Origin of the sequence: Spirosoma aureum (assembly GCF_011604685.1) — a bacterium.
GTDB lineage: Bacteria > Bacteroidota > Bacteroidia > Cytophagales > Spirosomataceae > Spirosoma > Spirosoma aureum.
The window spans coordinates 5,084,907-5,097,085 of the sequence record NZ_CP050063.1 but is presented as its reverse complement, the minus strand read 5'-3'; the positions used below and the strand labels follow the sequence as shown (position 1 = coordinate 5,097,085).

9 protein-coding genes and 1 tRNA gene are annotated in these 12,179 nt (G+C 48.7%); 6 read left to right on the top strand and 4 right to left on the bottom strand.

Annotated features, from left to right (window positions below; genetic code table 11):
• Positions 1 to 22: 22 nt before the first annotated feature.
• Positions 23 to 394 carry an iron chaperone gene (locus G8759_RS20325; protein WP_167211576.1) on the top strand — a complete coding sequence of 124 codons (372 nt, stop codon included), beginning with the start codon at positions 23 to 25 and terminating at the stop codon, positions 392 to 394.
• A gap of 100 nt (positions 395 to 494) precedes the next feature.
• Here the strand turns inward: G8759_RS20325 and G8759_RS20320 are convergent, their stop codons facing one another.
• Positions 495 to 998, bottom strand: a complete 504-nt coding sequence (locus tag G8759_RS20320; RefSeq protein WP_167211573.1) for an META domain-containing protein — start codon at positions 996 to 998, stop codon at positions 495 to 497.
• Between the two features lie 304 nt (positions 999 to 1,302).
• On the opposite strand from G8759_RS20320, the gene G8759_RS20315 reads away from it, so the two are divergent.
• The gene (locus G8759_RS20315) at positions 1,303 to 2,031 is read left to right on the top strand and encodes a carboxypeptidase-like regulatory domain-containing protein (RefSeq protein ID WP_167211570.1); all 729 of its coding nucleotides are present in this window, start codon (positions 1,303 to 1,305) and stop codon (positions 2,029 to 2,031) included.
• 83 nt (positions 2,032 to 2,114) lie between these two features.
• Here the strand turns inward: G8759_RS20315 and G8759_RS20310 are convergent, their stop codons facing one another.
• Positions 2,115 to 2,870 (bottom strand): SDR family NAD(P)-dependent oxidoreductase, encoded by a 756-nt coding sequence (locus tag G8759_RS20310; protein WP_167211567.1) that lies wholly within the window; start codon positions 2,868 to 2,870, stop codon positions 2,115 to 2,117.
• A gap of 299 nt (positions 2,871 to 3,169) precedes the next feature.
• Here G8759_RS20310 and G8759_RS20305 point away from each other — a divergent pair, with 299 nt between their 5' ends.
• The 4 genes from G8759_RS20305 to G8759_RS20290 all read left to right on the top strand — a co-directional run bounded on the left by G8759_RS20305 (position 3,170) and on the right by G8759_RS20290 (position 9,233).
• Complete coding sequence (locus G8759_RS20305; protein ID WP_167211564.1) at positions 3,170 to 5,728, top strand: DUF7133 domain-containing protein; 2,559 nt, start codon at positions 3,170 to 3,172, stop codon at positions 5,726 to 5,728.
• Positions 5,729 to 5,873: 145 nt separating this feature from the next.
• Complete coding sequence (locus tag G8759_RS20300; protein ID WP_167211561.1) at positions 5,874 to 6,932, top strand: sugar phosphate isomerase/epimerase family protein; 1,059 nt, start codon at positions 5,874 to 5,876, stop codon at positions 6,930 to 6,932.
• A 77-nt stretch (positions 6,933 to 7,009) separates the two neighbouring features.
• Positions 7,010 to 7,795: an SDR family NAD(P)-dependent oxidoreductase gene (locus G8759_RS20295; protein WP_167211558.1), complete on the top strand. Its 786-nt coding sequence runs from the start codon at positions 7,010 to 7,012 to the stop codon at positions 7,793 to 7,795.
• Positions 7,796 to 7,910: 115 nt separating this feature from the next.
• Complete coding sequence (locus G8759_RS20290; RefSeq protein ID WP_167211555.1) at positions 7,911 to 9,233, top strand: MFS transporter; 1,323 nt, start codon at positions 7,911 to 7,913, stop codon at positions 9,231 to 9,233.
• Between the two features lie 107 nt (positions 9,234 to 9,340).
• Here G8759_RS20290 and G8759_RS20285 read toward each other — a convergent pair whose 3' ends face one another.
• A complete protein-coding gene (locus G8759_RS20285) occupies positions 9,341 to 11,578 on the bottom strand; it encodes an ELWxxDGT repeat protein (RefSeq protein ID WP_167211552.1) in 2,238 nt (745 codons plus the stop codon).
• Between the two features lie 493 nt (positions 11,579 to 12,071).
• A tRNA-Val gene (locus tag G8759_RS20280) sits at positions 12,072 to 12,146 on the bottom strand.
• Between the last annotated feature and the right edge of the window lie 33 nt (positions 12,147 to 12,179).

Genomic DNA, 12,179 nt, shown 5'->3' with positions numbered 1-12,179 from the left:
TTGCACGAAACGATAGAACCGTATGACAACCGAAAAGCCCAGCAACATTGACGAGTATATCGCAGGATTTCCAGCCGATATTCAAAAAAGCCTGGAACAAATTCGTGAGACAATAAAAAACGCAGCACCGGAAGCCGAAGAAACGATCAAGTATGCCATGCCGACTTACACGCTGAACGGGAACCTGATTCACTTTGCCGCCTTTAAAAATCACATTGGCCTTTATCCGACACCAACAGGCATTGAGGCATTCAAAGAAGAACTTGCTCTGTATAAAGGGGCGAAAGGATCGGTCCAATTCCCGCTTGACAAACCGATGCCCTTAAACCTGATTGCCAGAATTGTGAAGTTTAGAGTAATGAAGAACCTGGAAAAACCGGCGCAAAAGAAATGAGCGAATCGGTAAGTATGATTTGACAAAATTAAGCCGGGCGCATAAAGACAGAGGCCCTATTTCCAGGAAAAGGTCTCTGTCTTTGTACGCCCGGCATGTGTTACTTCTTACTGAAATAGAGCACTTCGGTGCTGGCGTCACCCTTGGGCCCAGTGTACAACAGAAGCTGGCCAGTATTGGCTAGTTCAAAATAGATGGCTTTTCCCAGATTGTTATAGTAAGTCGTTTCAGCCTGCATGTCTTCGGCTGAACCCGCCATCTTGGTCGAAATCAGGCCGTCTGTGGAGATGACCAGACCTTTCGACTCGTCCAGACTAAAGGAACCACCATAATAGTTGACAAAACTACGACCACCCGCTTCCAGGGTCTCATCTGTCTGTTTCTTAAGTACGAGGGTTGCCCGATTTTGTAAAGTAGGGGCCAGTGGTTGGTTTTTATAATTAGTCAGTACCCATTCGCCAGCTAATGAACCAAAACTTGCTCGCATCGCCTGCAAACCGGCCGATGAGGATGGATTGTCAGTATCAACAGGGGTTGTGGTACAGCTAAACGAGCACAGGCAAACTAGTACTGCAAGAAGAAAATGCCGCGTTGCTTTTAGCATAGTCATAGATGTTTTAATTTAGTGAGAGACTACGTTTCAACTATACTATAGAGTCAGGTGGTTTGGTGCTGGTTGGAAAAGCAGGAAAAAAAAGACACTTATTTTCTGCCAGCGTAGCGAAAATCCTGCCTGTTTGTGACAAGCTGAGGTGCAGTTTCATGGGACTTTTTATTCGATTGGGCTCTATTATTCATCACTTCAAAATGAATTGGCTGGTTTACAGAGCAACAAAAAAACAGTTTTGTCTCGTCGGACTGGAGCAAATGCTCCGCCGGTTAGTCTGTAAACAAGCTAGTCAATGCTCATGAAAACACGAATATTCCTGCTGATAACCACCCTTGCTTTGATCGGTACTGCCTGTAAAAAAGAAATTGCCGGGAACGATAATCTAACGCCACAACAGGGTTTTGTCAGTGGCCGGGTGGTCGATACGCAGGGCAATCCCATTGCGAATGCCAGTATAGTCGTCAACAACACCCAGTTTTACAATCACAATATCCTGGGCCGAACCGACGCGTCCGGGCGCTACAAACTCGAATTGACGCCCGGCTCCTGGTACATTCGGGGAACAACCGAGATTAAGTTCGACAATAAAAGGTATGTGCTTGATCTTCATTCAGAAACCGATGTGGCTTTTTCGGGGACGGAGGGTGCCGTTCGTAATCTAAGTTTGAAAATTGCCGGTGAACGCACCGGAGAATTTGGGGATGTGGGGTACTATGGCGGACAAATTGAAGTGGTTGGCCTGGGAATTGACACGGAGGCCGTCGAGTTGACACTACAGCCCGTAGGTCCCTTGATGGATGGGAAGAACGGAAAAGCGCTTACGGCAAAACCCGATCGGATGTATATCGATGATGTGCCGTTAGGGAAATATACCGTTACGGCACGCTATGGCACTGACCGTAAACCATTGAAGCTCCGTATCCTTGACTCCGGCCGAGCCTATGGTTCATCGTTAACAGCTAGCTTCGATCCGGCTTATTCGGGTGCCCAGGGACGCTATAAATTAAACGTTGAGGTAGCTGAATAAGCTCCCTTGTGCCTACTTGTGCCGTGGGGTGCGGTGCCACGGTTATAAACCGTGGCACCGCACCCCGCTCTGACAGGAAAGGTTTAATACGTAGCCCGACCACCCGAAAGATCGAAAATAAACCCGGTGGTAAAACTGGCTTCTCTGGAGACGACCCAGGCTGCCAGAGAAGCTACCTCATCGACAGTTCCCAGACGTTTCATTGGGATTTTTGCCGTCATGTAAGCCAATTGTTCCGGGGCTGTGTTCTCGTTCATGGCCGTCCTGATTACAGCCGGAGCCAGCCCGTTGACGGTAATTCCTGTTTCGGCGTATTCTTTACCGACTCCTTTAACCAGCCCGATCAATCCGGCTTTCATGGACGAATAACCCGCCATCAACGGATTTCCTTCCTTGCCTGCAATAGAAGCCATGTGCAGAATCCGGCCATAATTGGCTGTTTCCATGACTTTCAGCGCATATTTGGTCATCAGAAAAGCGCCCCGCAAATTAATGCTGTAGACCTTGTCATACTCAACTACGTCATAGTCGATAATTTTGGTATTCGTCGGCCCCACAATACCGGCAGAGTTAATCATGATGTGGAGTTGACCAAACGTTTCACCGACAGTTCGAACCGCTTTGGCAACGGCATTTTCCTGGGAAATATCGACAGCGTGCCCGCTAACCTTATACCCCTGTCCGGTATATTCATCGACCGTACGTTCCAGTAAAGCCGCGTTTTTATCGAACAAAATGACGGTTGCCCCTTCAGAAGCAAGCCGTTTGGCAATGCCTTTACCTATGCCCTCGGCCCCACCCGTAACGATGGCTGTCTGGTTTGTAAATCGATTCGACATGATTAACTAATCCTTTGTAATTGAACAACAATGCTCATTGAGGTAACTGGTTAATCGAGCACACTTTGACCACTTAGCTGCCTCTAAATCCCATAATCACCCAATTACTGGGTAAAAGCCAGATGGATTCGTGTCTACTCTTCTTGATCAAAGAAGGATGACTATTCGTTTGATGAACTAATCAGTAGTAAAATTTATAGAAACAGTTGAAGTATTTGTTAAGCCCTATAAGCTTTATGTACCTAGTGATTGCTAGTGTAACGAACGTTTTTGAAAACTTGTAATGTCGTCTTTATTGCATGGTTAAGCCTGCTTATTATATCTCGTTGCTGGGTGCTGGCCTTATTTGTCTCGTAAGCTTTACCTCGAAGCTTGGAAGCCTGTTGGGCGACGAACCGTCACCGGCACGAACGCCAGCGGAAGAACTGACTACCTTTCAGCTCGAACCAGGCCTGAAAATTCAGCTTGTTGCGGCTGAGCCACTGGTTCAGTCGCCAGTGGTGATGACCTTTGATGAAGATGGCAGGCTCTGGGTGGTAGAAATGCGTGGTTTTATGACCACTATAGACGGTGAAGACGAAAATAAGCCAACCGGCCGCATAACGGTTCTTGAAGATACCAACGGCGACGGCCAGATGGATGTCAGCAAAGTATACCTCGATAGTCTGATCATGCCCAGGGCTTTAGCTTTAGTTCCGGGAGGGGCGCTGGTCGTTGAAAACAAAGCCTTATGGATGACCAAAGATCTGAATGGTGATCTGAAGGCAGATACAAAAACTCTGATCGATAAAGATTATGCCGGGGGTGGCCTGCCCGAACATTCGGGAAATGGGCTCTGGCGCAGCATGGATAACTGGTATTACAACGCCAAATCCCGCTTTCGCTATCGGCTGATGGATGGAAAACTACAGCGAGATTCGACGGAATTTCGTGGCCAGTGGGGCATGAGCCATGATGACAGAGGCCGACTGTATTACAACTACAACTGGTCGCAGCTACACGCCGATCTGGTTCCCCCAAATTACTTGTCCAGGAATAAAAACCATACGCCGACGACCGGTATCGATTATGGATTGACGATCGACCGTCGAGTCTATCCAATTCGGCCAACACCAGCCGTTAATCGCGGCTACATACCCGGAACCTTGGATAAAGAAGGACGTTTGCAGGAATTTACGGCTGCCTGTTCCCCCCTTTTTTATCGCGGCAAAGCTCTGCCGACTGCATTTTACGGCAATGTGTTCGTCTGCGAACCCGCCGGTAATCTGATCAAACGAAATATTGTTGAAGATAAAGGCTTGTTAATCAGTGCCCACGACCCGCATCCGGGGAAAGAGTTTCTGGCATCAACCGATGAGCGGTTTCGGCCGGTAAACCTCGCTACCGGACCGGATGGTGCTTTGTATGTGGCCGATATGTACCGGGGACTTATTCAGCATGGAGCCTACGTAACCCCATACCTGAAAGAACAGACGCTGGCTCGTCATTTGATTCAGCCCGTTCATAGTGGGCGAATCTGGCGAATCGTTCCTGAGAACTGGACTTCCTCAAAACCAGCGAAATTGTCTACAGCGTCACCCACCGACCTGGTTGCTCAGCTCTCGAACCCCGATGGTTGGTATCGGGATATGGCCCAACGACTGCTGGTTGAACGCAACGACAAAAGCGTACGAGAGGCATTAACCAGTGTTGCGCGGCAGGGAGCATCGAATCTGGGCCGTTTTCAGGTTTTATGGACGCTGGACGGGCTGAAACTGAGCAGCCCCGATCTACTGTTGCCACTGGTTTCTGATTCGGACCCACTCGTTAGTACAACCGCTTTGCGGCTACTGGAGCCTTTTGCAAAAGCTGATAAAATCATTCAGGAAAAACTGGGTAAGCAACTGCTAAGTCAGTGGGAGAAAGCACCGATTGAACAAATTCTACAGATGGCATTATCGGCCAGGGCACTCGACCCCAAAACAGCTCACCCGTTGCTGGCGAGTATTGTTGACCGGTACGGTGAAACAGCTTTGATACGGGATGCCGTTATCAGTAGTCTGCCCAATCAGGAATTTGCCTTTTTACAAAACCTGCTGAAATCTCCTCAATGGCAGACGCAGAGTCCATCGAAGGAAATTTTTCTGGAAATGCTGACTACATCAGTCGTTCGGAAGCGAAACACGGCTGAACTCACGGCACTATTGGCGGGACTAAATGCTAAAAAAGGATCGCTGAGCTGGCAGGATAAAACGGTACTTACTGGCATGTCGATAGCAGGTTCGGCTGGTAAGCTGAAACCGGTAAAGCTGGCTTCGGCACCCGCAATCCTGACAGCTGCCAATTCGGGTATTGACCCATCACGCCTTAGTGCCTTGTCGGCCATGTTCGAGTGGCCGGGTCATGTTGCTGCTAAAACGGCTTCGGTGAAGAAGAGCCTGTTAAGCGATGAAGAACAGAAACAATTTGCACTGGGAAGGCAGCATTACCTGAGCACATGCGCGGGCTGTCATGGGACAGATGGCGCGGGCTTAAACCGATTTGCTCCCCCATTGATTGGGTCTGATTGGGTATTGGGCGATGAGAAACGCCTGTCACTGATCATCTTACACGGCATGGAAGGGCCGGTAGATGTGGCTGGTAAAGTGTATGATGTTCCGGATGTACTTCCCGTTATGCCCGCACATTCGACGATGGACGATGGGGCTATAACCGCCATCCTGACCTATATCCGAAACGAATGGGGAAATCAGGCAGGACCAATTGGCAAACGGGTTGTGGGTATGACGCGCGTTACCTCACAGGGTCGAGTTGTTCCCTGGACGGCTAAAGAACTCAATAAGTATGTGCTTGAAGCCAGTTCTGCCAACGGGAAATAAGTGTGCAGTGGGCGGACTCCAGTAGGCAGTATACAGGCCTTAGTGGGCCGTCAACCGCTCGCTGCAAACTGCCCACTGAAGACTGCCTGCTGCCTGCTGAAACTGCTTACTAAAGACTGTTCACAATATTCCATTTTGTAATCTGATGTATAGACGCGAATTTTTGCAAAAGGCTGGTGTCGGAGCAGTGGCTCTTTCGATGCCCCAGATGCCCGATTTTTTCAAGACGACCGGCATGGGTATTGTCGTTCACTCCTACGCCAGTCGCTGGAACCCCAAAACACCCAGCAGTGCCTATCCCGGCTTCGCGAATGCGCTGGACCTGCTCGATCATTGTCATGAAATTGGAGCAGGAGGAGCGCAGGTTGTGGTTAACGACTGGTCGGCAGAGTTTGCCAAAAAAGTCCGCGAAAAGCGGGAGAAGCTTGGCCTGTATCTGGAAGGATCGATTGCTTTACCCAAAAAGCCGGGCGATGTCGCAAAATTTGAGCAGGAAGTTGTCAATGCGAAAGAAGCCGGTGCGCAAATTTTACGTACAGTCTGTTCATCGGGTCGACGCTATGAAACATACCATTCGGCCGAGGCATTTCAGGAGTTAAGAAAGAATGCGCTGGTTTCCCTGCAACTGTCTGAGCCGGTTCTTCGGAAGCACAAAGTCAAACTCGGTGTCGAAAATCACAAAGACTGGCGTGCTAAAGAGCTGGTGGCACTCATCAAGCAGATGAACAGCGAGTGGATAGGCGTTACGCTGGATTTTGGCAACAGCATTGCCCTGCTTGAAGACCCGATGGAAGTCATTCAGACGCTGGTGCCGTATGTGTTTACGACGCACGTGAAAGATATGGCCGTAGAAGAATATGCCGATGGTTTCCTACTTTCAGAAGTACCATTGGGACAGGGTCTCCTGAACTTGCCAACGATCATTGAACTCTGTAAAAAACACAATCCGGCCGTCACCTTCAACCTGGAAATGATCACCCGTGATCCGCTGGAAATCCCCTGCCTGAAACCGGATTACTGGGCTACGTTTGACAACGTGCCGGGTTCCGATCTGGCCCGAACGCTTCGCATGGTCCGGGAGCACAAGCCCAAAACGGCCCTGCCAAGAATCTCGCAATTATCGGCTGATAACCGGCTTGCGGCCGAAGAGGGGAATATTGTTGCCTGTCTTTCCTACAGCAAGGATCATATTGGACTTAAATAAAAAATTAGCCTCAATGATCAGCCAATCGGGCGCATCGGCGAGACATTTCTGCTATACAAACAACCTGAATCAACCAGATGAGTAAAGAAGTACTTCCAGGAATAAAACAATTTGACCTGAGTGGGAAATCGGCCATTATTACGGGAGGCTCCAAAGGGCTTGGTCTGGCCATGGCCGCTGGATTAGCGTCGGCAGGAGCCAGCATCATGGTAGTTAATCGAAATGCGCAGGAGGGAATTGATGCAGCCAGTCAGCTAGTGAGCGATTTCGGCATCAATGCCATCGCATACAGGGCCGACATTACGGATGTTGACCAGACGGTAGGGATGGCGAAAGCAGCCGCTGACGCGTTCGGAAAAATCGATATTCTGATCAACAGTGCTGGTATCAATATCCGGGGTGCAATCGATGAAGTAACCCCGGAAGATTTTTCAAAAGTGATGCAGATTAATGTCAATGGCACCTGGCTTTGCTCCAGAGCTGTGACACCTTACATGAAGCAGCAGGGGAGTGGTAAAATCATCAATCTGGCCAGCACACTCGGCCTGGTCGGGCTTGCCAACCGAACGCCCTACACCGCAAGCAAAGGTGCCGTTGTGCAAATGACCCGCGCACTTGCTTTAGAATTGTGCCCGTTCAATATCAACGTAAATGCTATCTGTCCCGGCCCTTTCCTGACCGAAATGAATGAACCCATTGCCCATACTGACGAAGCCAAGAATTTTGTTGTAGGTGCCACTGCGCTTGGTCGCTGGGGACTTTTGCGTGAAATTCAGGGAGCTGCCATCTTCCTGGCCAGTGATGCCGCGACATACATGGTTGGCTCCATGATCACGGTCGATGGAGGCTGGACGGCTAAATAGCGCATGTGTTCGATCAGCCAATAACTCTCTTCATTTGCATGTGAATTTGCTTTTGTCATGTCTGCCCGCCAGTCCTGAATTTGCATAAACGTACCTAAACCAACCGTTCAAACCAATGAAACAGCAAGGTATATCCTTCCCTAAAACACGGGCACGTTACGGGATGCTGGCGCTCGTATTCGTCAATGTTGTGATCAATTACCTGGATCGGAGTAACCTCTCGGTAGCCGCTTCTGCGTTAAGCAAAGATTTACAACTGGCTCCCGAGCAGTTAGGGTATGTTTTTTCGGCATTCGGGTGGACCTATGCGTTGCTGCAGATTCCCGGCGGACTGGTTGCTGACCGTTTTGGCCCTCGTGTACTCTATGCTTTCTGCCTGATTACCTGGTCAATAGCAACATTGTGCCAGGGCTTTGTCAAAGGTTTCGCCAGTTTGTTCTCGCTTCGGCTGGCAACCGGTGCATTTGAGGCACCATCGTATCCCATCAACAACCGGATCGTAACAAGCTGGTTCCCCGATCATGAACGGGCGTCGGCCATTTCCATGTATGTTTCCGGGCAGTTCATCGGACTGGCATTTCTGACCCCAGTTCTCGTGACCGTTCAAGCGTATGCGGGCTGGAAAGGTTTGTTTATTGGCACCGGCATGGTCGGTATCGTGTGGGGAGTGATCTGGTATCTGTTCTACCGTGACCCACTAAAGCATTCGGGCGTCAATGAGGCTGAATTAGCGTATATTGAAGAAGGGGGTGGACTGTTCAGGGGGAAGAAGTCCGGAACATCACAGACCGTGTGGAGTTGGGCAAATTTGCGTCAGGTCTTTTCCAGCCGAACCTTATGGGGTGTTTATATTGGGCAGTTTGCCGTTAATGCCACACTCTGGTTTTTTCTGACCTGGTTCCCCACGTATCTGGTGCAGTATCGGGGTCTGGACTTCATTAAATCCGGGTATCTGGCATCCGTACCGTTTCTGGCTGCCTGCGCCGGTTTACTCCTGTCTGGATTTGTATCCGATTATTTAGTTAAAACCGGAACCTCGGTCAGTGTCGCCCGAAAGGCTCCAATCATTGCCGGACTACTTCTGTCGATAAGCATTATCGGAGCCAATTATACCAACGATACCGCCATGATCATTTTCTTCATGGCACTGGCATTCTTTGGGTCTGGTATGGCCTTGATTTCGTGGGTATTTGTGTCAATCCTGTCACCGAAACACTTAATAGGCTTGACGGGTGGCGTCTTTAATTTCATGGGAAATCTGGCGTCTATCGTGGTTCCGATCGTTATTGGTTATCTCGCAAAAGGGGGCAATTTTAAACCCGCTCTTGTCTTTATCGGTGCCTTAGGATTAGTAGGCGCTTGTTCCTACATATTTCTGGTTGGAAAAATAGAACGGGTGGTTGTCCGCGAGCATACAAGAGAAAAAATACCGAACTGAGTTGCCCATTATGAAAGTGCGGCCAACTGGGTTCCCGAAAAAAATACGTGAGAGGCCCAAAAATCACCTCAATTTTCGGGCCTCTCACGTATTTTCCTGTTAGCATGTCAATTTGTTTTTACGATTCGCACCGTTTTTGTTTCACGATTGGTACTAACCCGTAGCAGTAAGACACCAGCCGATTGATCGGATACCGAAAAGCGAAACCGCTCGGTCACATGAGCCTGTTCGGTCTTGTTATATCCAATCAGATTCCCCTGCATATCGGTCAACGATAGGTTTAAATGAGATCCTTCAGCACTGGTTACCTCAACATCAACAGCATTATGCACTGGATTTCCCAGCAGCTTTACCTGAAGTGCAGAAATAGATTCGTCTCCAATTCGTGCTCCCTGTCCGCAGGCCGCCAACCAGTTGTAGACGTAACTGGCTTCGGTAGCCGTTCCAGCCTGAGTCGCCTTTAACGTAATGACCGGGTTGTCGGTATACAGGTTAAGCGTATAGGGCCCGGAGTTGAAGGTTGGCAATAGTTCATTAACGACTGAGAAGCTTATGGGCTGACCATTGATACCGGCATAGGTCGGGGTGAATGTCAGCGAACGCAGACCAGCTGATACGGTAGCACAATTGACGGATGTTACCCCCGTAATGGCAAAGTCTGCGGAAGGTGGAGGATTTGACTCGCAGGCAGCCAGCCAGTTGTACACATAGCTGACTTCTGAAGCCGTTCCAGTCTGGGTCGCTTTTAAGGTAATGACTGGATTGTCGGTATACAAGCTAAGGGTATAAGGCCCTGCGCTAAGTGTAGGCGATAGTTCATTAACCACCGAAAAGCTTATAGGTTGACCATTGATACCGGCATAGGTCGGGGTGAATGTCAGTGAACGCAGACCAGCCGTCAGTTCGGAGCAGTTCACATTCGTTACACCTGTAATTGAAAAGTCAGACGGGGGAGAGGCCGAATCCAGCTTATAAAGTTCTACACCCGTTGTTGCAGGATCGGCATGGGTAAAGAAAAGGGTTCCGTTTACATTCGTCAGGTTATAAGTAGGGTCTGACGATGTAAAAACAGCTACTGCTGAATTGGCCGACGGATCTGTTTTATAAATTGAACCTGGCCCGCTTAGAAAATAAAGGGTTCCGTTGACATTTGTCAGCAAACTCGGGTTAACAGCGTTCGCTACTTTTATCGTACCCGCCGAAGTACCGTTCGATTTCCAGAGATTACCGGCAAAAACGAAGTAGAGTGTTCCTCCCACGTCGATAAGACTGGAAGGAGAAGCAGCCTGATTTGCGGTCGCATCATAGGGAATATTCGTATCGATGAGTGGCGTGTCTGCCGTTGATTTAATAAAAGTCCCCACAAAGCTGGTTCCGGGAGAATCCGTACCATCGGATTTGAAGAGTCCCCAGTAGCCATAGCCCCCTTTTGCTATTGAGCTTGTATAGTACAAGGTCCCGTTGACATTGGTGAGGTTGGCAGGGTTTGGGGCTTCGGCCGGATTTCCGATCCCGTCTTTGAGTTTTACCGTACCGTTGGCAGTGCCATCCGATTTCCATAGCCTTCTTACCCCTGAACTTTGACCATCGTCGGCCGTAAAGAACAGTGTATTGTTGACGTTAATCATATTCTGGATTTCGATGTTTCCGGGACCCGGCGCAATAGTTTTTACTTTAACAGTTCCCACTAGTGAACCATCTGATTGCCAGAGAGCTCCGCCATAGGTGAAATAAAGGATACCGTTCAGAACTGTTAATTGCGAGATTTTAAAAAAGTTAGGTGGTTCACTGGGTAGGTATGTAATTCGTCCAGTACCAGGCGCATTGGTTCCATTGGATTTCAAGAGATTGGTGTAGCTATAGCCACCCAGTGAAAGGGTATTGGTGTAGTAGAGAATACCGCCCAGATTCGTCAGATTGTCTGGATTTTTACTTTCAGCTTTATTGCCTTGTCCGTCTAACAATTCGACTGTGCCATCGGCTGTCCCATCCGATTTATAAAGCTCATTTGCCGGCCCGAACGCGCTGATAATTTTAGCGCTGAAAAATAATATCCCATTTACATTCGTCAGATGTTGAACCTGTCCGTCTTCTACACCTGAAGTAATGTCTTTAACCAGAACCGTGCCCTGCTCCGTGCCGTCCGATTTCCAGAGTTCTTTGCCATGGATACCATCGTTGGCGACAAAATACAAAGTACCGTTAATACTGGTCAGTTGTTCAGGAGAAGACGAGCTGGCTCCTGGCCTGATGTCCTTGATGCGGGTTTGGGCATGGCTAATGAGATTTGTTGCGAGTAATAATACCAGTAATGGGATAAATACCTGTTTGTAGAACACATTCATCGTTGTAAGTGATTTTTAAACTATACTTGATTAGGATCGCCATCCATAGGTATCTGGGTAGCCGGGATGCAGGTACTAGGTATTATCAGAAAGCACTACTGAACCTGATTTGCCGCATCAATGGAAACTTGAAAGGATGTTCGCTGTTAGCAGCGCATGCCTATTCATACAGTACGATTTTGCGATATGCTCAGAAACAGCTAGCTCCCTTCACAAATATAGTTGGGTAGCTAGTAATCCGTTACCGACGATGTATAAGAGGAGAGTTTGACAGAACAACAGGTGACTATTTGAACATAATTAACGGTTGTAGACAAAGGAATCACCAGTGAAAAACTGTGATAAGTAGGAAACCTTGCTGCCCGTGCTGATTTGCAGCAGTATGTTGTTGGCGAGGGCAATCCGTTCAATCGATGTAGAAAACGGAGCCAATAGGTAAGCCAGTGATAAAAAAGAAGGGCTGGTCACGAATTTACGTGACCAGCCCTCTTTGTAGGAAGTAGCGGGCTCGAACCGCTGACCTCTGCTCTGTCAAAGCAGCGCTCTGAACCAACTGAGCTAACCTCCTTTATGAATGAGTAAGCCCCGGCTAACGACTTAT

Bases quoted from the DNA above. Each gene is read 5' to 3' on its own strand.
- G8759_RS20325 (WP_167211576.1), top strand. From the start codon at position 23: ATGACAACCGAAAAGCCCAGCAACATTGACGAGTATATCGCAGGATTT.
- G8759_RS20320 (WP_167211573.1), bottom strand. From the start codon at position 998: ATGCTAAAAGCAACGCGGCATTTTCTTCTTGCAGTACTAGTTTGCCTG.
- G8759_RS20315 (WP_167211570.1), top strand. From the start codon at position 1,303: ATGAAAACACGAATATTCCTGCTGATAACCACCCTTGCTTTGATCGGT.
- G8759_RS20310 (WP_167211567.1), bottom strand. From the start codon at position 2,870: ATGTCGAATCGATTTACAAACCAGACAGCCATCGTTACGGGTGGGGCC.
- G8759_RS20305 (WP_167211564.1), top strand. From the start codon at position 3,170: ATGGTTAAGCCTGCTTATTATATCTCGTTGCTGGGTGCTGGCCTTATT.
- G8759_RS20300 (WP_167211561.1), top strand. From the start codon at position 5,874: ATGTATAGACGCGAATTTTTGCAAAAGGCTGGTGTCGGAGCAGTGGCT.
- G8759_RS20295 (WP_167211558.1), top strand. From the start codon at position 7,010: ATGAGTAAAGAAGTACTTCCAGGAATAAAACAATTTGACCTGAGTGGG.
- G8759_RS20290 (WP_167211555.1), top strand. From the start codon at position 7,911: ATGAAACAGCAAGGTATATCCTTCCCTAAAACACGGGCACGTTACGGG.
- G8759_RS20285 (WP_167211552.1), bottom strand. From the start codon at position 11,578: ATGAATGTGTTCTACAAACAGGTATTTATCCCATTACTGGTATTATTA.